This window comes from Citrobacter sp. wls711 (genome assembly GCF_005281055.1).
GTDB lineage: Bacteria > Pseudomonadota > Gammaproteobacteria > Enterobacterales > Enterobacteriaceae > Citrobacter > Citrobacter gillenii.
Genome location: NZ_SZXC01000057.1, coordinates 18,712 through 43,583 on the forward strand (window position 1 = coordinate 18,712; position 24,872 = coordinate 43,583).

The 24,872-nt window shown below is 51.7% G+C and carries 19 protein-coding genes; 4 read left to right on the forward strand and 15 right to left on the reverse strand.

The annotated features are described in order from the left end of the window. Positions 1-20: 20 nt before the first annotated feature. The 3 genes from phnC to FDW98_RS17270 form a co-directional block, all read right to left on the reverse strand. Positions 21-809: a phosphonate ABC transporter ATP-binding protein gene (gene phnC, locus FDW98_RS17260; RefSeq protein ID WP_096758653.1), complete on the reverse strand. Its 789-nt coding sequence runs from the start codon at positions 807-809 to the stop codon at positions 21-23. 132 nt (positions 810-941) lie between these two features. Then, positions 942-1,391 (reverse strand): VOC family metalloprotein YjdN, encoded by a 450-nt coding sequence (gene yjdN / locus FDW98_RS17265; protein ID WP_096758652.1) that lies wholly within the window; start codon positions 1,389-1,391, stop codon positions 942-944. A gap of 117 nt (positions 1,392-1,508) precedes the next feature. Beyond that, positions 1,509-1,844, reverse strand: coding sequence for a zinc ribbon domain-containing protein YjdM (locus FDW98_RS17270; RefSeq protein WP_096758651.1), 336 nt, complete (start codon positions 1,842-1,844; stop codon positions 1,509-1,511). 553 nt (positions 1,845-2,397) lie between these two features. Between FDW98_RS17270 and crfC the strand changes: the two genes are divergently transcribed. Then, positions 2,398-4,752 (forward strand): clamp-binding protein CrfC, encoded by a 2,355-nt coding sequence (gene crfC, locus FDW98_RS17275; RefSeq protein WP_096758650.1) that lies wholly within the window; start codon positions 2,398-2,400, stop codon positions 4,750-4,752. Then, entirely contained in the window at positions 4,749-5,642 is an 894-nt protein-coding gene (locus FDW98_RS17280) for a diguanylate cyclase regulator RdcB family protein (protein ID WP_096758649.1), read from the forward strand. The genes crfC and FDW98_RS17280 overlap by 4 nt, the downstream gene beginning before the upstream one ends. Before the next feature lie 26 nt (positions 5,643-5,668). On the opposite strand, the gene kdgT is transcribed toward FDW98_RS17280, so the two are convergent. Then, positions 5,669-6,667: a 2-keto-3-deoxygluconate transporter gene (gene kdgT / locus FDW98_RS17285; RefSeq protein ID WP_096758648.1), complete on the reverse strand. Its 999-nt coding sequence runs from the start codon at positions 6,665-6,667 to the stop codon at positions 5,669-5,671. A gap of 699 nt (positions 6,668-7,366) precedes the next feature. Between kdgT and proP the strand changes: the two genes are divergently transcribed. Beyond that, complete coding sequence (gene proP, locus FDW98_RS17290; RefSeq protein ID WP_096758647.1) at positions 7,367-8,869, forward strand: glycine betaine/L-proline transporter ProP; 1,503 nt, start codon at positions 7,367-7,369, stop codon at positions 8,867-8,869. A 157-nt stretch (positions 8,870-9,026) separates the two neighbouring features. Further along, positions 9,027-9,116 (forward strand): LpxT activity modulator PmrR, encoded by a 90-nt coding sequence (gene pmrR / locus FDW98_RS17295; protein WP_096758646.1) that lies wholly within the window; start codon positions 9,027-9,029, stop codon positions 9,114-9,116. Here pmrR and pmrB read toward each other — a convergent pair. The 11 genes from pmrB to FDW98_RS17350 form a co-directional block, all read right to left on the reverse strand. Further along, a complete protein-coding gene (pmrB, locus tag FDW98_RS17300; RefSeq protein WP_170975222.1) occupies positions 9,110-10,183 on the reverse strand; it encodes a two-component system sensor histidine kinase PmrB in 1,074 nt (357 codons plus the stop codon). The two genes, pmrR and pmrB, sit on opposite strands and share 7 nt — an antisense overlap. A 9-nt stretch (positions 10,184-10,192) precedes the next feature. Then, complete coding sequence (gene pmrA / locus FDW98_RS17305; RefSeq protein WP_096758644.1) at positions 10,193-10,861, reverse strand: two-component system response regulator PmrA; 669 nt, start codon at positions 10,859-10,861, stop codon at positions 10,193-10,195. A 4-nt stretch (positions 10,862-10,865) separates the two neighbouring features. Beyond that, the gene (gene eptA / locus FDW98_RS17310; protein ID WP_096758643.1) at positions 10,866-12,503 is read right to left on the reverse strand and encodes a phosphoethanolamine transferase EptA; all 1,638 of its coding nucleotides are present in this window, start codon (positions 12,501-12,503) and stop codon (positions 10,866-10,868) included. A 136-nt stretch (positions 12,504-12,639) separates the two neighbouring features. Further along, positions 12,640-13,977: an arginine/agmatine antiporter gene (gene adiC, locus FDW98_RS17315; RefSeq protein WP_096758642.1), complete on the reverse strand. Its 1,338-nt coding sequence runs from the start codon at positions 13,975-13,977 to the stop codon at positions 12,640-12,642. A gap of 127 nt (positions 13,978-14,104) precedes the next feature. Further along, positions 14,105-14,866: an AraC family transcriptional regulator gene (locus FDW98_RS17320; protein WP_096758641.1), complete on the reverse strand. Its 762-nt coding sequence runs from the start codon at positions 14,864-14,866 to the stop codon at positions 14,105-14,107. Positions 14,867-15,179: 313 nt separating this feature from the next. Continuing rightward, positions 15,180-17,447, reverse strand: a complete 2,268-nt coding sequence (gene adiA / locus FDW98_RS17325) for an arginine decarboxylase (protein ID WP_096758640.1) — start codon at positions 17,445-17,447, stop codon at positions 15,180-15,182. A gap of 215 nt (positions 17,448-17,662) precedes the next feature. Further along, positions 17,663-18,295, reverse strand: coding sequence for a DUF2238 domain-containing protein (locus FDW98_RS17330; RefSeq protein WP_096758639.1), 633 nt, complete (start codon positions 18,293-18,295; stop codon positions 17,663-17,665). A 159-nt stretch (positions 18,296-18,454) separates the two neighbouring features. Continuing rightward, positions 18,455-20,101 (reverse strand): class I fumarate hydratase FumA, encoded by a 1,647-nt coding sequence (gene fumA / locus FDW98_RS17335; RefSeq protein WP_096758638.1) that lies wholly within the window; start codon positions 20,099-20,101, stop codon positions 18,455-18,457. 95 nt (positions 20,102-20,196) lie between these two features. After that, the gene (gene dcuB / locus FDW98_RS17340; RefSeq protein ID WP_096758637.1) at positions 20,197-21,537 is read right to left on the reverse strand and encodes an anaerobic C4-dicarboxylate transporter DcuB; all 1,341 of its coding nucleotides are present in this window, start codon (positions 21,535-21,537) and stop codon (positions 20,197-20,199) included. Between the two features lie 750 nt (positions 21,538-22,287). Further along, a complete protein-coding gene (gene dcuR, locus FDW98_RS17345; RefSeq protein ID WP_096758636.1) occupies positions 22,288-23,007 on the reverse strand; it encodes a two-component system response regulator DcuR in 720 nt (239 codons plus the stop codon). Next, positions 23,004-24,635, reverse strand: a complete 1,632-nt coding sequence (locus FDW98_RS17350) for a sensor histidine kinase (protein WP_096758635.1) — start codon at positions 24,633-24,635, stop codon at positions 23,004-23,006. The genes dcuR and FDW98_RS17350 overlap by 4 nt, the downstream gene beginning before the upstream one ends. Positions 24,636-24,872 lie beyond the last annotated feature (237 nt).

The following is a 24,872-nucleotide window of genomic DNA, read 5'->3' on the forward strand; positions in this document are numbered from 1 at the left end:
CATTCCTCATTGTGGGGATGTCAGGCAGCCTGTGCGTTCTGGTCGACGCGGTTCATGCTGCGGTAGAGATGGTCAAAACGATCGTTATCAAACTGTTGGCTGCTGCCGTCGTAGAAGACGTGTCCCTGGCGCAGCGCAACAATGCGTTCGCAGTAACGCAGGGCGTAATCCACCTGATGCAGCGTGACCACGACGGTGATGCCGTCGGTCTGGTTAATGTCGCGCAGGGTGTCCATCACGATGCGTGCAGATTCCGGGTCCAGCGAGGCAATCGGCTCATCGGCGAGGATCACTTTTGCCTGTTGCATCAGGGCGCGGGCGATGGCGACGCGCTGCTGCTGTCCGCCGGAGAGCGTAGAAACGCGCTGGTAGGCAAAGTGCGCCATGCCAACGCGGGTCAGCGCCTGTAACGCCCGTTGCTTCTGCTGTGGCGTAAACCAGCTAAAACCGGTGCGCCAGAACGGCGTGCTGCCGAGCGCGCCAATCAGCACGTTCTCCAGCACGGTGAGACGGTTCACCAGATTGAACTGTTGGAAGATATAGCCCGTGTGGGCACGGCTTTTGCGGATGTCACGCGCCAGTCGGCCTTCACGTTGTACCGTGCGGCCTAATAGCTCGACGTGGCTACCTGGCGATTTATCACCGGTAATCAACCCGCTTAAATGACGTAAAAGGGTGGATTTGCCGGAACCAGATGGCCCAAGCAGAGCCACCATCTCACCGGAATGGATAGTCAGATCAACCGCATTCAGCGCCTGATGATGATTGAATGATTTGGAGAGTTTCTCGACGCGAATAACCGTTTGCATGATGCGGCCTCCCTAAAAAAGTGGCCCCATCGTGGCGGATTAATGTGACATTTTCGTTAAGGGATGGTTACTCGAAGATGAAGAGTTGAGCGATATTTGATGACAGTACGGGAGGACAAGCCTCCCGTAGGATTACTCCGTGGGGGGCTGCTGCTGTTTGACGACGTTGATCATCCACGGCACACCGTACTGGTCGGTGACTTTACCGAAACCGTGCGCCCAGAATGTTTCCTGCCAGTCCATTTCGATTTGACCTGTTGCTGCCAGGTTGTCAAACCAGCGCTTCCCTTCGTTGACATCCTGCGTGTCGAGGACCAGCGTGAAGCCGGAGTAATGGGCTTTTCCCGTCGCGACGCCGTCGCTCATCATGATGTCGCTGCCCGCAACGCGCAGGTTGGCGTGGGCGATGGCGGTATCAGGGAATTTCATTCCAGAAGGGCAACCCTCTTCACTGTCCTGCGCCGACTGGGGCATTTCACCGAAGTTGATTTTGTAGAGCAGTTCTGCGCCCAGCGTCTGTTGGTAGTACGCAATGGCGTCAGCGCAGTTGCCTGCAAAAGAGATGTAGGGACTTAACGACATGATCTTTACCTCAGGTAAAAGAAGCCCGTTAAGTGTAGTTAGCGTAGGCCTGGTAAGCGAAGCGCCACCGGGCAATAAAAGCCGGATGGCGACTAACGCCTTATCCGGCCAACAAAATTAGTTCTTTTTCACAAACTCGGATTTCAGTTTCATCGGTCCGAATCCATCAATCTTGCAATCGATGTTGTGGTCGCCTTCCACCAGGCGGATGTTTTTCACTTTGGTACCGATCTTCAGCATGGAAGAGCTACCTTTGACCTTCAGATCTTTCACGACGGTTACGCTGTCGCCGTCGGCCAGCAGGTTACCGTTAGCGTCTTTCACGATCAGTTCGTCGCTGTCATGCGCGGGTTCAGCATCGTTCCATTCGTGAGCGCATTCCGGGCAGATGAACATGCCGTTATCTTCGTAGGTGTATTCGGAGTTGCATTGTGGGCAGTGTGGTAATGACATGTGGATTTCCTCAAAAGTCAGCAGGGGCAAAAGCGCCCAAAAAATGGCAGATTGCCGAAAAAGGCCGCAATTATACATAAAATCCCTGCGGTTGTCGGGACTACTGTCTGACTAAGCTCTGAGGCACGGCGCAGATAAAGGTCTCAATACCTGTACTTTCCACTACTTGCACGTTTGGCGGAATATTTTTTAAGGGAAATTGCTCCGCTTTGTTATTTAAGTTAAGGTGAGGCGAACCACCTAATATTCATCGGTATCATGACTTGTCAGCCAAGCTGAGTTATTGTGAGTGGATACCGCATACCCCTTAATTTAGGTAGGGGGATTAAGCTGGCATTTTTTAAAACTGAACTACTCTGTTTATCTTCCTTGCTTATTACAGTAAGGGAGAGGCATCAGGCCAACGGTTATAAAATAAAATTTATTCTAATAATATCAATTGGTTGTTTTGATTTTAATTATTTCTACACGTAATGATAAAAGCCGAAAGTCCATAAATAAAAAGATTTGGCTAAATAAAAGTAAGATTATTTGCGTTAAGGAAGAATTTTCCATGTACACACAGACAATATATGAATTAAGTCAGGAAGCTGAACGCTTGCTGATGCTCTCTCTTGACCATCTCAGGCAGTTGCAAAAATTGCCGACGACGTCGTTGGATGATGTCGCGCTGAAAAAAGGTGAGCATAGCGGGCACGTACAGCCCCTGCATTTCACTGCGCGTGGCATGGATGTCCAGCAAGCAACGCTCAATAATGAGCTACGGAAGGTCACGCGTCTGGAAATGGTACTGGCCATTGTCGGCACGATGAAAGCGGGAAAGTCGACGACGATTAATGCGATTGTGGGGACGGAAGTGTTACCCAATCGTAATCGTCCGATGACGGCCCTGCCGACGTTGATCCGCCATACGCCAGGCCAGAAAGATCCGGTGTTGTATTTTTCTCATGTCGCGCCGATTGATGCCTTAATGAAAACTTTGCAGCAGCGTGTGCGCGAGTGCGATCGCCAGTCTCTTAGCCATGAGCTGGAAATTGATAAAGATATGAATACGCTGCTGCTGCGTATTGAAAACGGTGTGGCGTTCGAGCGCACCTATTTAGGTGCCGAACCTATTTTCCAGTGCCTCAAGAGCCTGAACGATCTGGTGCGTCTGTCAAAAGCGCTGGAGGTTGATTTTCCTTTTTCTGCGTACGCCGCCATTGAGCATATTCCGGTGATTGAGGTCGAGTTTGTGCATTTGGCCGGGCAGACAAATTATCCGGGGCAGTTAACCCTGCTGGATACGCCGGGGCCGAATGAAGCCGGACAGCCGCACTTACAAAAGATGCTGAAGGAACAGCTGGCGCGGGCGTCTGCGGTACTGGCGGTGATGGACTATACCCAACTGAAGTCGATTTCGGATGAGGAAGTGCGCCAGGCGATCACCGCGGTGGGTAAATCGGTACCGCTGTATGCCCTGGTTAATAAATTCGATCAAAAAGACCGTAATAGCGATGATGAAGAGCAGGTGCGGGCGCTGATTTCTGGCACGTTGATGAAGGGCGGTATTACGCCTGAGCGTATTTATCCGGTGTCTTCCATGTGGGGGTATCTGGCGAATCGCGCACGTCATGAACTGATGACTCACGGGCGGCTGCCGGATCACCAGCAACAACGCTGGGTACAGGATTTTGCCGAAGCGGCGCTGGGTCGGCGTTGGCGTACCGCCGATCTGGATGATACCGAGCATATTCGGCATGCTGCCGATTTACTGTGGCAAGACTCGCTGTTTGAGCAGCCGATTCAGAATGTTATTTATGCCGCCTACGCGAATGCCTCGCTCTATGCGCTCCGCTCCGCGTCCCATAAGCTGTTGAATTATGCGCAAAGCGCACACGAATACCTTGAATTTCGCTATCACGGATTAACGGTCGCGTGTGACAAGCTGCAGCTGAACATCGACCATATTGAAGAGGATATGCAGCAGATCCAGGTGGGTCAGGAGCAGGTCAGCGATGAGGTTAAACACGAAGTTGATCTGGCACTGGAGGCGACCACCGCGTTTCTCAATCAGCAGCAGGCTGAGATCCTGGGCAGTATCGATAGGCTGTTTGAAAAAGAAAGCGTGCTGAGGATGTCACGACACGGTATGGGATCGGGCGTTGCGGCGGCGGAAATGGCCGGAGAAATGCTGGTGCTGCATGATGAAGGGCAAGCGAAAATTGTGTTAGATAAAATTCGTTCCGCCTGTGAAGTCGTCCTGCTGGCGGCACAGGAGAGTATCAGCCGCGATTTAGCCCTGCGCTTTGAGCAACTTGAGTCGACGTTGTCGCGGGCGTTAAATGACGCCATACGACCCATTGAGCAGCGGGTGAAAGAAGAGTTGAGCCATGCCGGATTCCGTGCCCGGATCCGCTTTCCGGCGTTTCATTCGGCGATGTTTAACTTCAATACCCGCCAGTTGTTTAACGAAGCGATTGAGCAGGATACGCCGTTGGATGAAGGCACATCCTCCGCAGGCGGAGTGCGGGATACGTTCTCACGTTGGCTGAATCAGCCGAACTGGGGATGGAATGATGATGTCGCCGCAAAAACGCGGTACCTGATTGATATCAACGCACTGCACAACAGCCTTGGGCAGTACGTTACGCTGTTTTGCCAACAAATTCGTAAAGCTTTAGTGGCGCAGGTCGATATTTCTGTTACGGCAGGCATGGCGACGTTTTTTGCCGATTTTTCGCTGTGTCTGACGCAATTGCAGGCGAGCCTGCGTGAGAGTCTGATCCTGCGTCAGCAAAATGAATCTGCTGTGAGCGCATTGAGTGAACAACTGCAGCACCGTATTACGATTGCGTCATGGATTTATGAAGACTCCCGCTTGCTACGTGATGATATCCATACTCTTTTTGCAGCTGAGCATACATGACTAACGTGTTACTGGAAGGCCCCGGGCGGGCGCTGGAGTGCGTCTACCCAAAGTTTATGGTCGATCTGGTTCAGGGAGATGAAACCAAACGTTCCGGCGGTTTTCTGCAACAGCAGCAGCGTCTGCGCGCGCGCCTGACGCAGGAAGTGTTATCCCAGACACAGCTGCGGGCGTGGGTTCTGGCGGGCGTCTCCAGCGAGAATCTGATGATGCGCCTGAAGCTGGTGGAAAAACTGGCGAGCATGATTGACCCCGGTCATCTGGCGCTGGTGCGTATTACCGAAGGATTGGCGTTCCTGCAAGAGACGGAACGTCCGCGCGGGCAATCCACGCCCGGCATTATGCAGCAGATCAATACGCTCTCCAGCTGGTTTAGCCAACGCAGTGCTTATAAAGAGAAGGCGCTGACGCAGCGCGGGCTGACCGTTCAGGCGGGTGAACACAGCGAACAAATTTTTACCCGTTGGCGGGCAGGGGCGTATGACGGCTGGTCGCTGCCGGGGCGTTGTTTTGTCGCGCTGGAAGAGCTGCGCTGGGGCGCGTTTGGTGATGCTTGTCGGCTGGGCAATGCCGATGTGGTGGCGATGCTCAAAGATAATCTACGCACTATGGCGACCCAGGCGCTGGCGCACAGTGTGAATGCCGCACCCACCACGCGTCATTATTATCATCAATGGCTCAGTTCACCTACCGCAGGGGGATCACGCGAGCATAACGATATGCTGAGTTGGTTGGGCGACTGGTGTGATATGGAGCAGCATCCGGTGAGCGGGTCGGTGACGCAGCGTTGGCAAAATGTGGCGCTGGGGATGCCGCGACTGTGTTCGGCGAAGCGACTGGTGGATGCGATGGTTGAGGAGATTTTTGCACCGTCCCCTCGCAGAGGCTGAGAAGGGACGGTGAGTACGCAGCAGACTTAGTGATGTAACGAGTCAGCCGGCGCGGTTGTCGATTCTGTGACGACCGGTGTTTTGTTAAAACGTTTGGCGTACAGGGCGGTGATAATCGGGACCAGAATCGCCGTGACAATCACGCTGGCGGCAACCAACGCGGTAGCGGAGGCGGCAACCGGTTCAAATGCCGGGTTAATCTGGGCGATAATGACCGGGTTTGCTACCGCAGCACCGGCTGCAGAAGACGCCGCTACGCCCGCCGTACCGTTCCCGCCACCAATCACACGGTCAGCAATAATCAGCGGGATACCGGTAATCACGATGACCGCGACACCCAGCAGGATACCCAGCAGACCGGTATCAACGATAACGCTCAGGTTAATGGTGTTCCCCAGTGCGAAACCGAAGAACGGAATCAGTACCGGCGTCGCTTTGCTGAAGAAGGTACGCAGGTCGTGATCCAGGTTACCCAACGTAAAACCAATCAGGAATGGTAATACGGCGCCAACGAAATGGTGTGGCTCAAAGGAGGCGAGACCTGCAGAACCCAGAATGACCATGGTCATCAGCGGGCCGGATTCCAGAGACATCAGGACAAATGCGCCGGACTCTTCTTTAGTGCCGTACTGGTTCATCAGGCTGGCGTACAGACCGCCGTTGGTCATGTCCATTGCAGAGACAATTGCCAGCACGGAAAGACCCGCAAAGAATCCTGTTTGAATACCGGTATCAGGAATGAATGATGCGGCGATCATTGCCACTGCCCAGGCCACGGCGATTTTGGTTAATACCAGCGTACCGGACTTGCGTAATACCGTGCCGGTTGCCCGTAAATCAATAGAAGCACCAATACAAAAGAACCACACGGCCAGAATGGGAACGGTGCCGCTAATCATCCCTTTAGTAAATGAACCGAAATACGCACCGGTATCGGGAGCTAACGTATTTAACACCGCACCTAATAACAGAGGAATCAACATCATTCCGCCGGGGATGCGTTCAATCGTGGCCTTAATTTTCATAAACGTCCTCATATCTTATCGCCGATGATAAATGCGCAATAAAACAAAATATTATTTAAATTCAACAGGTTATTCGTAAGTCTTAACAAAGAAAAATAGCTATCTCTTTGTTTTTTAAAATCTAACGCGGCATACGTTGAGCATGTCATTGCCCCCAGGGATAGTGCGTCTGGAATTAGTGTGCATTCATAAGAACGATGATTCAATCAAAATAAAACAGCGTTTTAGTTATCTTCATCACATATTTCACGCAAAAATTCCTAAAGCTTCCGATTATTAAAAAACCTGTGAATAAGTTGTAACGGGATTAGGTGTTTTTTTACCTGGCAGGGTAATAATGACGTTCGTGATTGTTGATGCTGAAAATCGATTTTTACTTGTAGTAAATAGGGAATTAATCGCAACCCTGGTGTGTAAAAAAGTTGACTAAGAATGACCTTATTTACGCAGGTTGACGAAATGAAATACTATGTGTGAAGTTGATCACAGATTTAAACACTGTTAGGGTAAAGAGGTCATTAACCGCCCAATCAGGCGTCAACAGGTTCGGTTGTACTGCGCATTGCCGTTCAGTGTAAGTAAACCTGCTACGCTTGTTACAGGGATTGCGCCTGTGCATTCCCCGCTCGGCGATGACCTTAGCGCATGCTGCGTTGGGAGAGTCTCGTGCGCGACAGGGCTAAGTCTATGAGGACTGGTATGCTAAAAAGGAAAAAAATAAAACCCATTACGCTTCGCGACGTCACCATTATTGATGACGGTAAACTGCGAAAAGCCATTACCGCAGCGTCGCTGGGTAATGCGATGGAATGGTTCGATTTTGGCGTTTATGGATTTGTTGCTTACGCATTAGGTAAAGTGTTCTTTCCGGGGGCTGACCCCAGCGTGCAGATGGTTGCTGCACTCGCCACCTTCTCCGTTCCCTTTCTGATTCGACCGCTTGGCGGACTGTTCTTCGGTATGCTCGGCGATAAATACGGTCGCCAGAAGATCCTCGCTATCACCATTGTCATTATGTCGATAAGCACCTTCTGTATTGGGCTTATCCCGTCGTATGCCTCGATTGGTATCTGGGCGCCAATATTGCTGCTGCTGTGTAAGATGGCGCAGGGATTCTCGGTGGGCGGGGAATACACCGGTGCTTCGATTTTCGTCGCGGAATACTCCCCGGACCGTAAGCGCGGATTTATGGGCAGCTGGCTGGACTTTGGCTCGATTGCCGGGTTTGTGCTGGGTGCGGGCGTAGTCGTGCTGATCTCGACCGTCGTCGGTGAGGAAAACTTCCTTGAGTGGGGCTGGCGTATTCCGTTCTTCATCGCGCTGCCGTTAGGACTGATTGGTCTGTATCTGCGCCACGCGCTGGAAGAAACCCCGGCGTTTCAGCAGCATGTCGATAAGCTGGAACAGGGCGATCGCCAGGGGCTGCAGGAAGGGCCGAAGGTTTCGTTTAAAGAAATCGCCACTAAACACTGGCGTAGTCTGCTGGCGTGTACCGGTCTGGTGATTGCCACCAACGTCACCTATTACATGCTGCTCACCTACATGCCGAGCTATCTGTCGCATAACCTGCATTACTCTGAAGATCACGGTGTGCTGATTATTATCGCCATTATGATTGGTATGCTGTTTGTGCAACCGATAATGGGGCTGCTGAGTGACCGTTTCGGGCGTCGACCGTTTGTGATCATGGGCAGTATTGCGCTGTTTGTGCTGGCCATCCCGGCCTTCATCCTGATTAACAGTAACGTCATCGGCCTGATTTTTGCCGGTTTACTGATGCTGGCGGTGATCCTCAACTGCTTTACCGGGGTGATGGCGTCAACGTTACCGGCAATGTTCCCGACGCACATTCGTTACAGTGCGCTGGCTGCGGCATTTAATATTTCGGTACTGATTGCTGGTCTGACACCGACGCTGGCCGCCTGGCTGGTGGAAAGTTCGCAGAACCTGATGATGCCGGCTTACTATCTGATGGTGGTTGCGGTGGTCGGTTTAATTACCGGTATAACCATGAAAGAGACCGCTAACCAGCCGCTGAAAGGGGCGACGCCTGCTGCTTCGGATATTCAGGAAGCGAAAGAAATCCTCGGCGAGCACTACGATAATATCGAGCAGAAGATTGAAGATATCGATCAGGAAATTGCGGATTTGCAGGTTAAGCGTTCACGCCTGGTCCAGCAGCATCCGCGTATTGATGAGTAATCGTGTTACTGCCTGACGGCGCGCCGCTTTCAGGCCTACGGGTAGCGTTGTAGTCAGTAGGCCGGATAAGGCGTTAGCCGCCATCCGGCGCGTGGCCTTAAGGTTGGCTTAATCTCTGTCAGGCAAACTCTCCTCCATACTATCGGAGGAGAGTGTCATGAAAACCCGTATCTATGAAAGTTTAACCACCGTGTGCAGCCTGCTGATTGTGAGCAGCTTTGTGTACGTGTGGGTGAGCTCTTACTGATCTTGCTCCAGTACTACGCTGGCTCGGGTGCCGGTGGCTCCCGTGCGATTTTGCAAAAAGAATTGCCCGCGATGGAGCTGGGTGATGCGGCTGACAATGCTCAGCCCCAGTCCAATACCGCCAAAACGACTGTCCATGCGCACAAACGCTTTGCTTAACTCCCCGCATTTACTTTCATCAATGCCCGGCCCTTCGTCTTCAACGACCATCCGCGCTTCCGGGCTAGTATTCAGGCTAATCCTAATATTACTGCCCTCCGGGCTGTAACGATGCGCGTTTTCGACTAAGTTACGCAGCAGCATACGCAACAGCGTAACGTCGCCACGCACCACGACATCGGCAGCGCTCTCGGGTAATAGAAGCGTTTGTTGCCGCTGATCCAGCATAGTGCTGAGTTCATCGTAGGCAGGCAGTATGACGTCCTCCAGCAGTTTGACATGCTGGTAATTCCCCGCTGAAAACGACTGACCCACGCGGGCAAGCTGCAGCAGCTGCGACACGCAGTCCATCATTTGGTCTAAGCGGGCAATAAGCGGTGAAACGTCCACGTTGTGGGTTTTTGACAGTAATTCCAGGTGCAGGCGAACGCCAGATAACGGTGTGCGCAGCTCGTGAGCGACGTCGGCAGTAAACAGACGCTCATTGTCGAGAGTGTTGGTGAGTCGCGTCACCAGCTGATTCAGTGCCGTGACGACCGCCTGTATCTCAACGGTAGAGCTGCGGATCTCTATAGGGGTCAGGTTATCGGCCGTGCGCGCTTCTAACTCTTTTTGCAGGTTGGCAAGCGGGCGGGTGATCCGTCGCACTGCCTGATAGCAAATCAGCAGCGTCAGGCTGACCATAAAGAGACCGGGGACGATCAGGCTGGCGATAGCCTCGCGGATCTCATGCATGATGTGGCGATCGTTGTTACGGTTTTCGCGCAACGCCTGTTCGAACAGCTGTATTTGTTCGGTGCTTTCATGCCACAGCCAGAAGGTGCTAATCAGCTGAAAGACCACCAGAATCAGGCCGATCGTTATCATCAAACGATGGCGCAGCGGCAGCGGCTGTTTTAAATAACGTATCAGCTTCACTTAGTTTTCCTCAGTGGCGACCAGCATGTAGCCAAATCCCCTGACCGTGCGAATACGGGCTTTACCCACTTTATCGCGCAGGTTATGAATGTGAACTTCCAGCGTATTTGTCGACGGTTCGTTCTCCCAACTGTAGATATCGTTATACAGGATTTCCCGGTGTACCGGGCTGCCCGCTTTGAGCATCAAGCGCGACAGCAGCGCGTACTCTTTCGGCGTTAAGATAACCTCTTGCCCGTCCATCCATACCTGGCGACGACCAATGTTCAGCATCAGGTTACCGACAGTCAACTCGCTCTCGCCCTGATTGTTATGGCGGCGCAGCAAGGCCCGAATACGGGCATGCAGTTCTTCCAGCGCGAACGGTTTGACCAGATAGTCATCGGCACCGACGTCCAGCCCGGCAACCCGGTCTTTGAGCGTGTCGCGGGCGGTGAGGATCAGCACCGGAATCGTGTATTTTTTCTGCCTGATGCGGTTGAGAAAGTGCAGGCCGTCTTCATCAGGTAAACCGAGATCCAGTACCACCAGACTATAATGCGCAGTCTCCAGGCACTGCTCTGCGGCACGGGCGGTTGACACGCCGTCGCAGGCATAGCCTTCCGTTTGGGCGGCAAGGATCAGTCCCTGTAATAACAGCGTATCGTCTTCAACAATCAGAATTTTCATTCAGTTAGCCTCCCCGGCACGGGTGCAGAATATCATCTGCCGCCTGGTAATTCCTGGTTTGTACGCCCGTTAATCCCAGCAGGGTTGAGAATAAATTATCCTGGGAGAAATCTTCTGCGCTGGCCCGTTTTTGCAAACATGTTTGCGAGATCTGGTAGCGCTGCTGGTAGTCCTCTGACAACCACAGCAGCATCGGTACATGCTTTTGTGTTGCTGGCGCAATGGAATACGGCAGGCCGTGTAAATAGACGCCGTTTTCCCCTAACGATTCACCGTGATCGGAAAGATAGACCAGGCTGGTGGTGAAATTGTCCTGATGTGCTTTCAGTATATTGATTGCTTTATCAACAATATAGTCAACATACAGGATGGTATTGTCGTAGGTATTCACCAGTTGTTGCTGCGAGCAGGTTTGGATCTCATTGGTGTCGCAGGTTGGGGTAAATTTCTTGAACTGCGGCGGATAGCGGTTGTAATAGGTCGGGCCGTGGCTGCCGATGGTATGCAGCACAATCACGCCGTCGCCCTGAAGATGGTTAATGTACTCTTCCAGCCCGTGGAACAGAACGTCGTCGTAGCATTCACCGTCGATGCACTGCCCCGGCAGATTTAGCTTGGTCATATTCTGATGCGGTACGCGGTCGCATGCGCCTTTGCAGCCGCCGTCGTTATCATTCCACAGCACGTTGATTCCCGCCCGCTGAATGACATCAAGTACGCCTTCCTGGTGGTGTGCCAGCTCTTCATCGTAGTGTGCGCGCGGCATGTCGGAGAACATGCAGGGGACGGACACCGCCGTCGCCGTCCCGCAGGACGTGGTGCGCGGGAAATAGACCACGTCATCTTTTTCCAGCCGCGGGTTGGTCTGGTGTGAATACCCCGACAGCGAGAAGTTATCCCCGCGCGAGGTTTCTCCCAGCACCACGATGGTGAGATTTTTACGCTTTTCTTTCAGCATTAACGGATTGCGGTGGGCATCTTCGCCAATACGCACCAGTGGCAAATCGGCCAGGCGCTGGTGTGAATACCAGGACGAGGTGGCGACGATGCTGTTGGACGGGCTGAGGGATTTAACCAGCTCTTTGTTATTGCGAAACAGCGAGGCGTAATCTTTGTAGAAGAAGGCGGCGACCAGCACGATCAGCAGTACCGAGACCAGGATATTTGCCCCCCGGTACAGCACGCTACGCAATACCGGCGTCGTTGGTTTAACTTTGATCCAGCAGGCGATGATCGCCGCCAGAATACCGCTCACCCCGAGCGTGACGATCATTTGCGGCGTCAGCAGAGCGAAGGTTTCAGCGGGCGTGGTATCCATCATATTGGCGATCATCGAACGGTCGATGATGATGCCGTAGGTCATGATGAAATACTGGGCAGAAGCGCCCAGCAGAATGAAAATGCAGGCCAACGGGCGGTTAAGCCACAGGAATGAAGCCAGCGTCAGCACAATGTTCATGACGCTGAAGGCCACCACCGGCATCGACAAAAACACCAGCACGTTGCGCAGGGAATCCAGCGGGAGCTCTTGCAGCACCTGCTTATAGAACGCAACGTTCAGAAAGGTGGCCAGATAAAAAGAGATCAGCAGCAGCCAGCTGATGTGCCCGAGAGTCGGTCTTTTAAACAGGTGCTTTAACATGAAGAGGAAATTCCATCGACTAAGTGGGGCAGATCCTCGCAAAGTAAAGTTAAGCCAACCTTAAGAACTTAAGATTGGCTTAATACCGGATGGCTGCGATGCCTTGTCCGGCCTATATGCACCCCTGCTGCTTACATTAATTATTGTTAACTGGGGCATCCAGTGGATACGGATTTTTATGGATCCGGTTGTAATTAAGGGCATACAGCGCGGTGATGATCATCAGCATCACGAATGACCACATCACCTCTTTGGCGCCCGAGCCGACCACCGCCCAGATGCAGTAGATAAATGCCACGAAGGTGACCAGCAAGTACAGGGGACGTGCTTTACCAAAGTGACCATGGCCCAGCAGCAGCAGGGCGGCACAGGTATACAGGTAAGGCACCAGCGTGAAGATGACCGAGACAGAAGAGACCAGGCCAAACTCTTTGGCGGCGTTCGGTGACATGCTGCTGAACTGGAAGAGAGTCATCAGGATCCCGACGATAATTAACCCGGCAACCGGTGTACCGGCTTTGTTGACACGGGCGAAAATCGGTGGGAACAGACCGTCGTCGGCCGCCGCTTTTGCGGTTTGTCCGGCAAGTAACGTCCAGCCACCCAGTGAGCCGAGACACCCGGCCGCTGCGCAGAAGGAGACAATCGCGCCTGCGGTGTCGCCCAATGCCATGCGTGCCGCATCGCCGAATGGTGAAGCCGAAACGCGCAGCGCCGCGTTAGGGATCATACCCATAATCGCGGTGGTGGAAAGTACGTAGCAGACGGCGGCAATCAGTACCCCGCCAATGGTGGCGATAGGCACGTTACGTTTAGGGTTTTTGACCACGCCCGCAGCCACAGAAGCACTTTCTACCCCGATGAATGACCACAGGGTGACGTTCAAGGTGCTTTGGATCGCGCCGAAGGTGTTCATGCCGCTGACGTTCCAGGCTGCCATATAGGTTTCACCGCGAAACCAGAACCAGCCGAAGACGGCAATCCCGACAATGGGCACCAGTGCCAGCACGGTAGCAATGGCCTGCACGCGGGTGATCATTTTCGGCCCGACGATATTCAGCAACACGAAGACCCACAGTACGGCGACGCAGGTCAGCGTTAACACCAGCGGATCTTTTAAGATGGGGAAAAAGTAGCTCAGGTAACCCACGCCAATGACCACCATCGCGATGTTACCGATCCAGCAGGCCAGCCAGTACAGGACGTTGGTTTGATAGCCTAAGAAGGGACCGAAGCAGCGGCGGGCATACGCGTAAGAACCACCGGGACTGGAGTCTAAGGACGACATTTTGGCATACACCATCGACAGCGCCAGCGCGCCGATAATCGTGACTAGCCATCCGTAGATTGCAATCCCGCCAGTTGACGCCAGATTGGCGGGTAACAGGAATACACCGGAACCCATAATATTCCCCGACACCATTAAGGTGACGGGGATTAAGCCCACTTTGTGAGCATCAGCATCCGTCGACATATTTCTTAACTCCTGATAAGGATAAATGACGACGTATCATACCTCCGCAGAAGATGATTGAATTATGGCGAAAGGGGAGTATCGCCAATGCTGATATTATTATGGCTTATTGCTAAATGATTAAAAATCAGGCGGCCGTTTGTTCCCGGTGCAGGCTAACATAATGCAGTGGGGTCATCCCGTAGAACTCTTTGAATACAGAGATGAAGTATGACGTACTGTTATATCCGCACAGTTGTGACACCTGAGATATGTTTTTTCCGTCCATCAATAATTGATTGACGGCATAACGCATGCGACAGGTGGTAATTATTTGGCTGTAACTTGTATTTTCATTTTTGAGCTTTTTCTTTAACAAACTGGGGCTCAGGCACAGGCAACTGGCGACCAGACTCAAGTTCCAGTCTTTATGAATATCACTCTCAATGATGTGATAAACGCTGTCGCTAATACGACTGCGTAACATATGCATCAGCAGCGGGAGAAACTTTTTGCTGTCGAGAAAGCGTGATAGCACGGTGAACAGCAGTGCACGCGTCCGTTCTGCCTCCCCTTCGTTCAGCGTTTCCATCACGCTGTGCTGGGCGGCGACCCGAAACACATCCGGCGTCAGGCAGGCAGCGGTCATTACCGGGCTGGCACTGCGTTGCCAGAGGGGGATTTGTGAGAGATCTTTATTTAAAAATCGTAAGTAATCTTTAATAATGTCGCGACTGATGTGAACCACCAGGGCGTTATTGAGTGAAGAGAAGTCGATAATATTATTATCACATGCCACCAGTGCCATGTGGTTGGCTTTTAAACTGATGGCTTCTTTACCGTTAATCCTTAACCAAACATCTTTCTCCGTTAATACAACAACACAAGCTTCTTTGCTGCAAACCCTCATACCCGAACTCCTGGAATATGAATATAAAATACCGTCGCTCGCCGAAGGGTGAGTAATACCGGTTAAATGGAATTGTATGATGAATCAAAACCTGCGATAAAATAGCGTGATTCATAGGAATTACAATATCTGTGGGGATTATTGGGGTGTACATAATAATTTACGCGAGTGGCAACGTGTTTTCGCTGCATAAAAAAAGCGCGGGGTGGCCCCGCGCAAAAGGTATGACAATGTTATTGTTTTGCAGCAATACTCAGGAATTACTCAAGCATGACATGTCTACCTTAAACATCGGACTATCTATAAAGCGACATTATGCTTTCACGCACATGACGTGATACATGCCGTCGATAATTTCCGTTCCTTCGGTTTCATGTTCAAAGCCAGGGAAGTTATGGTCCCAGGATTGCAACGAACGCAGGTAACTTATCTGTGGGCTATTGGCATCGCCAAAGTTTTCCCCGGACAGCAGCATCGGGATTCCCGGTGGGTAAGGGATAACGGAATTGGCGGCAATACGGCCCGGCAGATTTTCGATGGCTACCATCTCAACGTTGTTGCTCACGATTGCGTTATAGGCTTCGCGCGGGGTGATTTCAGCGACAGGCAGGCCGGAGTAAGCCGCATTGAGGCGGCTACCTGGGTTATTTTCTTTCAGCCAGGCGAACATGGTGTCGCCCAGATCGTGAATGCCCATGTTGGCGTAAGTGTCAGGATGTTCCTCTACCAGTTCCGGCATCACCTGTGACAGCGGGGTATTGGCATCGTAATGGTGCTTGAAGGAACACAGCGTGTTGATAAGCGTGCCCCATTTCCCGCGGGTGATCCCCATTGAGAACAGGAACATAATCTGGAAGTCGGTGGTGCGGGTCGGTACGATACCGTGACGACCAAGCCAGGCGGTGACCAGCGCGGCCGGCACGCCATTTTCTTCCAGCTCGCCGTCGTCGCCCATTCCTGGTGCCAGAATGCTGACCTTAATCGGGTCCAGCATGCTCCAGTTATCCGGCAGGTCTTTAAAGCCGTGCCAGGATTCACCCGGGCGCATCACCCAGCAATTCTGGTTGGTGGTCAGCAGTTGGGTCGGTGCATCCGCGAAGTCGTAGGTTTTGCCGGTTTGTGGATCGGTGACCACCTCTTTGTTCCATGGTTTGAAGAACCAGTCGCCCTCGGCGGTGAATTCTTTGTATAACCGCGCCATTGCCTGGCGGAAATCAACCGCTTCGTCGATCACTTCCTGAGTGAGCGACAGGCCGCTATTACCGTCCATCATTGAGACCGCCACGTCGTTTGAGGCGCAGATGGCATACAGCGGTGAGGTGGTGGCGTGCATCATATACGCCTGGTTAAAGCGGGAGAAATTCACCGCTCCACGGCCTTCACGCACGTGGATGTAAGAGGCCTGTGACAGCGCATTCAGCAGTTTGTGGGTGGAGTGCGTGGCAAATACGGTGGGGCCGTTATGGTCGCCCGGCTCTCCACGCATGGCGTAGTGGTCGTTGTAAATCGGGTTGAAGCGCGCATAGCCGTACCAGGCTTCATCGAAGTGTATACGATCGCTGGTTTGTGCCAGCAGGTCTTGCGCTTCTTTCGCGTTGTAGCAGACGCCGTCGTAGGTACAGTTAGTGACCACGCTGTAAGATGGCTTTTGCCCGGCTTTACCTTGTGTCAGCGGGCTTTCGCTGATTTTTTTCTGCAACGTTTCCGGCTGCATTTCCTGCGGGTAGATAGGCCCGATAATGCCGTAACGGTTACGGCTTGGCACCATATACACCGGTTTTGCCCCGGTGAGGATCAGCCCCTGCTCGATCGATTTATGGCAGTTTCGATCCAGAACGACCACGTCGTTGTCGGTCATGCAGGCCTGCATGATGGTGCGGTTAGAGCCGGATGTGCCGACCACTACGGACCACGAACGGTCAGCGCCAAAGACGCGGGCGGCATATTTTTCACTCTCGCCAAATGCGCCGGTGTGGTCAAGCAGTGAGCCGAGAGAGGCGCGTTCGATACCCATATCGCTACGGAACAGATTTTCGCCGTAGTAATCATGGTAGAAACGACCCGCAGGGGTTTTGGTAAATCCGACGCCGCCCTGGTGGCCCGGTGCGGCCCAGGAATATTCATGGATGTCGCCGTATTTCATCAATGCGCTGAACAGTGGCGGCAGAAGCTGCTGGCGATAACGGGTCATTGCCGCAACGGCGCGCCCGGCGATAAAGTCGGCAGTATCTTCCAGAATCCAGGCGAATTCATCGACAAGCTCCAGCAGATCGCGATCCAGCGATGCGGTAGCTTTTTCCCGATCGCCCAGCAGGAAAACGGGAACATTTTGCTGGCGTTCGTGAAGCTTGCCGATCAATTGCCTGACGTTGAGGTGTTCGTCCTGTTGTTCCATTTGGTAGCTGAACATCAGGCAGTCAATGGCTTCATTGGCGGCCAGGATGGCGTAACCATCATCGAATGATGTGGACTTAATGACGGTCACATTTTGCCGACTTAGAGCGTCCGCCAGACGTTCGACCGCGTGGCCGACCCAGGTGTCCTGATGCAGAAATTCGCTTTCAACAATTAATACTTTCATCGTCTGTTTCCCGTAGTGGAGGATGTGTGACGAGGGCAAGTATTTACCTGATAAATACGGGAGTAAAGGGGGTGAAAATCAGGCGATTTTGTGTTTTTATTTTTTAAAAACAAATGGTTGATTGGCGAATTTGGCGATTTTTCCCCGTCGTTTATCGACAGGGGAATTATTTTTTTGGCTGATAGTGATATTGCCGGGGTCAGAGGGCTGCTGACTCAGTTTGCGGTTATTAACCCATAGCGGCGCAACTGCCGACAATGAACCCGCGCCAGCAGTATCACCGTGGTTAATGCGCCGAGCAGGGCACAGAACATATCTGACTGGGTATCCCACGGATCGCCCTGCGTGCCAAGGAAATCATCTGCGCCCTGACCCATCGCCAGCGCTGCCCACCATTCAAGCAGTTCATAGGTGGCGCTGATAGCCAGCGCGACACAGCAGACTAAAAACGCCAACATCTTACGCCCACGGACAATATTGCCGCGTACTAAAATCTCTCTGGCCGTGAGGGCTGGTACCAGCCCCTGGAAGAAGTGGCCCAGCTTGTCATAAGGGTTGCGGCTCAGATTCAGCCACTCCTGAACGTCAAAGCCAATCGGCACCTTAGCGTAGGTGTACATACCGCCCACCATCAGAATGATGGCATGCAAGAAAATCAGCGTGTAGAGCAGCGGCGTCAGCGGATAGCGTCTGGTCGTGGCCAGCAGTAGCGGCACCACAATAATGACCGGCGTGACTTCCATCAGCCAGGTGATTTTTTCTGTGGCGCAGAAGCCGGTATAGGCAAGAATGAGTGCCAGCACCAGTGCAGCAGTATTCAGTATCGAAGTATTCAGTGTGCGGATCATGGTGATTTCGCGAGTAGTCGAAAAGGCTACTATTTATCGGGCGTGATAAAAATTCAATACCCGTTATTGAGGGGGAGAGTGGCCCGGGGGGATCACCGGGCTGCCCTCAACGGTTGGGTGTCCAACGATTGGGAGCAGTCCGGTGCCGGGCCAGATAGGTTACTTCGCGCAGTTAGCGCATTGCTTGCTGACAATTTGCTGGAAGAAATCGTTGCCTTTGTCATCGACCAGGATGAAAGCCGGGAAATCTTCGACTTCGATTTTCCAGATAGCTTCCATACCCAGTTCCGGATACTCCACGCATTCCAGATGCTTAATGCTCTGCTGCGCCAGTACTGCCGCCGGACCGCCGATGCTGCCTAAGTAGAAGCCGCCGTGTTTATGGCAGGCGTCGGTCACCTGCTGGCTGCGGTTCCCTTTCGCCAGCATGATCATGCTGCCGCCGTGGGATTGCAGCAGATCAACGTAGGAGTCCATACGACCCGCGGTGGTTGGGCCTAAGGAGCCTGATGGATAACCCGCTGGTGTTTTTGCCGGACCCGCGTAGTAGATCGGGTGATCTTTCACGTACTGCGGCAGACCTTCACCGGAATCAATACGCTCTTTCAGCTTCGCATGGGCAATGTCGCGACCCACAATGATGGTGCCGCTTAACGACAAGCGCGTAGATACCGGGTATTGAGAAAGCTGGGCGAGGATCTCTTTCATCGGGCGGTTCAGGTCAACCTTAACTGCTTCACCTTCACCAGCCTGACGCAGTGATTCAGGAATGTACTGGGCTGGATTATGCTCCAGTTTTTCAATCCAGATACCGTCGCGATTAATTTTGGCCTTGATGTTACGGTCGGCAGAGCAGGATACACCCATGCCTACCGGGCAAGATGCACCGTGGCGAGGCAAGCGGATCACGCGGATATCGTGTGCGAAGTATTTGCCGCCAAACTGTGCGCCGAGACCCAGTTTCTGTGCTTCTTCAAGCAGTTCTTGTTCCAGTTGAACGTCACGGAACGCCTGACCATGGGCATTACCTTCGGTCGGCAGCGCGTCGTAGTAGTGCGTGCTGGCCAGTTTCACCGTTTTGAGGGTGCTTTCTGCTGAGGTGCCACCAATGACAAAGGCGATGTGGTAAGGCGGGCAGGCCGCCGTACCCAGCGTGCGCATCTTATCGACCAGGTAATTTTTCAGCTTACCGGGGGTCAGCAGTGCTTTGGTTTCCTGATAGAGGTACGTTTTGTTTGCTGAGCCGCCGCCTTTGGCCACACACAGGAATTTGTATTCGTCACCATCCACGCTGTACAGGTCGATTTGCGCGGGCAGGTTCGTCCCGGTATTGACCTCTTTGTACATATCCAGTGCGGCGTTTTGTGAATAGCGCAGGTTATCTTCAATGTAGGTATTAAAGACACCTTTGGAGAGCGCGGCTTCGTCCCCGCCACCGGTCCAGACGCGCTGGCCTTTTTTACCCATGATAATAGCCGTGCCGGTATCCTGACAGGTTGGCAGCACGCCTTTGGCGGCGATTTCAGAGTTTCTCAGGAATTGCAGCGCCACGTACTTATCGTTTTCGCTGGCTTCTGGATCGTGAAGAATGGAGGCGACTTGCTGCTGGTGTTCCGGGCGGAGCATGAAGGAGGCATCGTGGAAGGCTTGCTGGGCCAGGAGCGTCAGTGCTTCTGGTTCTACCTTGAGGATTGTCTCGCCTTCAAACTCGCCGACGCTGACGTGATCGGATGTCAGCAGATAGTACTCAGTTTTGTCTTCCCCCAGCGGGAAAGGCGCCTGGTAAGTGAATTCAACTTTTGACATTTGCTTCCAACCTTTTCTTTTTTATCAGAAACGTAAATTGTTCTGCATTTTATGAGTAGCGTGCCGTACACAAATGGACGGCACGCGAAGTGTGATTACAGGAAACCGTACATAGCAGCGAACACCCAGCCAAATACGCAGGATACGCTTACGCCGATCAAACCAGGCAGAATGAAGCTGTGGTTAATGACGAAGCGGCCAATGCGGGTGGTGCCGGAACGGTCAAACTGAATGGCCGCCAGATCGCTGGGGTAGGTCGGCAGAATGTAGTAACCGTAGCATGCCGGAGCAGAGGCAACGATGTACGCTGGATCAACGCCGATAGCCAGCGCGACCGGCACGATAGCCGCCAGCGCCGCAGCCTGGGAGTTTACAAACTTGGAGACCAACAGCAGGACAACCGCATAGGCCCACGGATATTCTTTCACCATCTCGCCCAGTACGCCCTGAATTTCAGACATATGTGCGCCGAACATGGTTTCCGCCATCCAGGCAATACCGTACACCGCTACAATCGCGATCATACCTGAACGGAAGACTTCATTTTTAGAGATAGATGCGGGGTTGGTTTTGGTCAGGATGATAATCAGTGCGCCAGTCAGCAGCATGAACATCTGGATAACCAGAACCATTGACAGCGGTTTGCCGCCAAAAGAAGGACGCAGTTCAGATACCGCCCCCAGGACGGCAACAACAGCGATAGCGGCCAGGAAGATCCACATTGCCAGCCAGTTGCTCTTCGGCAGTTTTTTGTCTAACAGCGTAGCGGTGTCGCCATAGACATAGTGGTGGTTTTCAGGAACGGAAATGAACTTCTGAAAATCTTCGTCTTTGTCCAGATCTTTACCACGGAACCAGCTGAAGATACCGATCGCCAGAATACCCAGCAGGGTAGAGGGGATGGTGATAGCGAGCAGGTCGAGGAATTCGAGGTGCTTGCCTTCAAACGTTACGTTACCCAGCATCGCGACCAGTGACACGACGGCCACGGAAACCGGGCTGGCAATGATACCCATCTGCGCACCGATAGAACTCGCCGCCATCGGACGTTCCGGGCGAATATTGTTCTTAATCGCAACGTCATAGATGATAGGCAGAATGGTGTACACCACGTGACCTGTACCACACAGGATAGTCAGGGTGCAGGTGACAAACGGTGCCACGATGGAAACGTATTTTGGGTTACGACGCAGCAGCTTTTCAGCAATTTGCAGCATAACATCAAGACCGCCGGAGGCCTGCAAAGTTGCGGAAGCAGCGACCACGGCAATAATGACCAGCATGACGTCTACTGGCGGTTTACCCGGCTGGAGATGGAACACGAAAACCAGAATGACCAGACCGATACCGCCTAACAAACCCAGCGCGATACCGCCCTTTCTGGCACCATAAAACAAACATATTAATATTATAAGAAGCTGTATACTAAATAACATTTTATTTACCCTCGCGAAAAACCCAGTCAATTTTTGATAAATGGATCTGTGCCACACTCTTTTATGCTGTAATAAGCATCAGAAAGCGGTCAATATTCGGTATGTCCGTATTTGTGATTAATGTTCAAATATCTGTCTAGAAAATTTTTAAACGTTATTGGAAATATTTAACTTTTTTCTGTGACTTTGTTCTGAGGAGAGAATCCTCAGGCGATGGGAAGCAGAGCATGTTATGAAGAGCATTGGCTGATGTTGTCGTGTAGGTACGTTGTCCCGGTTAACCGGAAACTTATCGTCAGCTTTACGTATTCTACTATTACGTGAACCACCGGCAGGATAGGTGAGTGTATTATTTATGTGATCACGCTCACGCCAGTTCATGATGCTATGAGGTTGGCGAACGGATACTTTTATTTGCTCACAAAAATGTACGGTGTCCATAGTACGTAGCATGTTCTCCATTGCTACCGATATAGATTTTTATGTCTGGTTAAAATCAGACTAATCCTTTAGGGGTAAAAATACACATTCTGCGAGTTAGATAATACTTAATTAACTTTTGTTAGTGATTTTGAAATTAAAAACAGTGTGATGTTTGTCAATAATAAAATAGAGCGTTAACATGCTGGATACAATTATATTTGATCTAACGCAAATTCAGTATTCTGCTGTCTAAGACAGCAGTAGGGGGATTTTTCATTATTTTAATAACTGTTACTTTTATATAACGAATAATCCCCGTAATGCTGTTTATTGGCAGTATTGTTTTAGCAGCGAATAATGCTCAGCCTGAACGCGATAACGATACACCGGTCTGCCAGTCACGCCGTAATGAATGCTGGTAAATAAGATATGACAATTGACCAGCCAGATGAGGTACTTGCGACAGGACACACGCGAGATATTGACTTCGTTCGCCAACTCATCAGTAGAGAACTCTTGATCCTGGTGCTCATCAATCCACTGGCACAAGGTACGTAACGTTTGAGGCGTTAATCCTTTGGGTAAGCGACGTGTTTCCTGCTCGGTAGAGGAACTGCCGTGAATCAACTGATCAAGCTCCGACTGTTCATAGTACTGATGTTTTTCCATCTCCGTCTTTTTATGCAGCCAGCCGGTAAGCGCTTCTTCAAAACGGGAAGCCTGAAAAGGTTTTATCAGATAATCGACGACCCCGTAGTGGAGCGAGTCCTTAATGGTGGTAGCATCGGCGGCGGAAGAGATGACAATGACGTCACATTTGCAGCCTTCGCTATGCAGAACGGGCAGCAGATCCAGACCGTTCTCTTTTTGCATATAAATGTCTAACAAAATCAGGTCGATATGATGTTCGCCATGAAAGAGTATTTCTTTGGCTTTCTCCAGCGTAGACGCTGTCCCACAGCAATGAAAACCGGAGAGCTGCGCCACATATCGGCGATTTAACTCCGCTACCATTGCGTCGTCATCGACAATTAAGACATTGATCATCTGCTGGCCCTCTCACCATTCCACGGTAACTGTACAAAAAATTGGGTGAAGATCCCAGGTTCAGATTCGACGGCGATATTGCCGCCAACACTTTCAACCTGCTGTTTAACAAGCGCTAAACCAACGCCCCGTTCGCTTCCTTTTGACGAGACGCCTTTCTCAAAGATGTGGTCAATGCGATCGGGAGCGATCCCCGGACCATCGTCATTAACTTCACAATGTAACCAGCCGTGTCGATAGTGTAAGGATACGCTGATCTCACCACCGGCTTCTTGACCTAACGCTTCCAGTGCGTTTTCAATCAAATTCCCCAGAACGGTAATCAGCACGGTTACTTGATCTTCATTGCTGTTTTCCGGTAATTGACTTTCATTACTAATGACAAGGGTATGGCCTAAATCGGATGTGCGATTAATCTTACTGAGTAAAAATCCCGCGATAACCGGGGACTTTATTTTTCCCAGCAATGAGCCGATTTCTTCCTGATAGTTGTTGGCTGTCTTAATTATATAAGTTTCCAACTGCTTATAACTTTTCAGATGCAATAATCCCAGAATCACGTGCAACTTATTCATGAATTCGTGGGATCGTTCACGAAGTGCATCGGCATAGTTGACCATACCATCAAGGCGTTGCATTAGTTTACGGACTTCCGTCTTATCCCTGAACGTTGAAATAGCACCGATGATTTTACCGTTGCTGATGACCGGCACAGTGTTGATCAGCAGTAGCCGGTCTTTCACGGTGATCTCTTCATCGCGCCGTGGTGTTCCATCACGTAAGACTTCAGAAAAATCGACCACCTGTGACCAGGCATGACTGAGCGTGGAGAGTTGTGCATCGTCTTGTGACTTGCGGTAATCCAGCAGTTCCTGGGCCGCCTGGTTTATCAGCGTGACTTCACCACTGTCGTCAACGGCAATTACGCCTTCCTTTATAGAGTGCAGCATCGCCTGGCGCTGTTCAAACAGGTTGGAGATTTCATAGGGTTCGAGGCCAAACAGAATACGTTTGAGCACCTTGACCAACACCCAGGTACCCAACAAGCCAACCAGAACACCAAATAAGACGGACCAGAAGATACTGTCGCGACTGTTATTAATCTGTTCAGTGACTCTGCTGAGCTCAAGGCCAATCGACACGACGCCAATTTGGCGGTGGTTTTCGTCATAGATGGGGGTAAACACACGCAGTGCTTTAGCCAGAAAGCCGCGATTAATTGCGACGTTTTCTTTCCCTTCCAGAGCCAACAAAATATCGTCGCCTTTAAACCGCTGGCCGATTCGCTGGGCCTCGGGATGTGAATAACGGATGCTTTGCATATTCGTGACGACGATGAACAGGAAGTCGTTGCTTTTATTCACCGCTTGGGCAATCGCTTGAATGCCACTTTCTTGAGGCGCTTTCTGCAGAGCCTGACGGATCTCCGGGGAGTCAGCCAGCGTTCGGGCCACCGCAAGGGCTTTGTCCGCTAAGGCATCACGCGTCATATTGCTAATTTGTGAGAAGTAAATCAGATGAACGACGAGCAGCACGGAGAAAAGTACAGCACTGACCATGAGGATCACGGTGGTGCCGAGCTTCATCGGGCGTTTGCGTATAGCAGTACGTTGCAGAGCGTTTCTCATCACGGTCCTGGAATGACTGATTGTGTGGTTATTATCACCTGATGGGATACGTAATTCAAAGATGGTAGGGGGATTATGGGGCTACTGCCGTTTGCTCTCCTTATATAGAGTAGAAAACGGGTATGCGTTAGTTTCTTCTTTATAGGATAGGGAATTCCAGGTCGATTTCCATGGGATTCCGTAATATGAGGTTAGAGATTCTGACGGCTTTGTGGATAACTCTGTGTGCAAATGGGT

Coding starts and splice junctions, on each gene's coding strand:
- FDW98_RS17330 (WP_096758639.1), bottom strand. CDS start 18,295: ATGATCCGCACACTGAATACTTCGATACTGAATACTGCTGCACTGGTG.
- yjdN (WP_096758652.1), bottom strand. CDS start 1,391: ATGTCGTTAAGTCCCTACATCTCTTTTGCAGGCAACTGCGCTGACGCC.
- phnC (WP_096758653.1), bottom strand. CDS start 809: ATGCAAACGGTTATTCGCGTCGAGAAACTCTCCAAATCATTCAATCAT.
- dcuR (WP_096758636.1), bottom strand. CDS start 23,007: ATGATCAATGTCTTAATTGTCGATGACGACGCAATGGTAGCGGAGTTA.
- FDW98_RS17280 (WP_096758649.1), top strand. CDS start 4,749: ATGACTAACGTGTTACTGGAAGGCCCCGGGCGGGCGCTGGAGTGCGTC.
- dcuB (WP_096758637.1), bottom strand. CDS start 21,537: ATGTTATTTAGTATACAGCTTCTTATAATATTAATATGTTTGTTTTAT.
- adiA (WP_096758640.1), bottom strand. CDS start 17,447: ATGAAAGTATTAATTGTTGAAAGCGAATTTCTGCATCAGGACACCTGG.
- pmrR (WP_096758646.1), top strand. CDS start 9,027: ATGAAAACCCGTATCTATGAAAGTTTAACCACCGTGTGCAGCCTGCTG.
- kdgT (WP_096758648.1), bottom strand. CDS start 6,667: ATGAAAATTAAGGCCACGATTGAACGCATCCCCGGCGGAATGATGTTG.
- FDW98_RS17320 (WP_096758641.1), bottom strand. CDS start 14,866: ATGAGGGTTTGCAGCAAAGAAGCTTGTGTTGTTGTATTAACGGAGAAA.
- FDW98_RS17350 (WP_096758635.1), bottom strand. CDS start 24,635: ATGAGAAACGCTCTGCAACGTACTGCTATACGCAAACGCCCGATGAAG.
- fumA (WP_096758638.1), bottom strand. CDS start 20,101: ATGTCAAAAGTTGAATTCACTTACCAGGCGCCTTTCCCGCTGGGGGAA.
- pmrA (WP_096758644.1), bottom strand. CDS start 10,861: ATGAAAATTCTGATTGTTGAAGACGATACGCTGTTATTACAGGGACTG.
- crfC (WP_096758650.1), top strand. CDS start 2,398: ATGTACACACAGACAATATATGAATTAAGTCAGGAAGCTGAACGCTTG.
- FDW98_RS17270 (WP_096758651.1), bottom strand. CDS start 1,844: ATGTCATTACCACACTGCCCACAATGCAACTCCGAATACACCTACGAA.
- adiC (WP_096758642.1), bottom strand. CDS start 13,977: ATGTCGACGGATGCTGATGCTCACAAAGTGGGCTTAATCCCCGTCACC.
- proP (WP_096758647.1), top strand. CDS start 7,367: ATGCTAAAAAGGAAAAAAATAAAACCCATTACGCTTCGCGACGTCACC.
- eptA (WP_096758643.1), bottom strand. CDS start 12,503: ATGTTAAAGCACCTGTTTAAAAGACCGACTCTCGGGCACATCAGCTGG.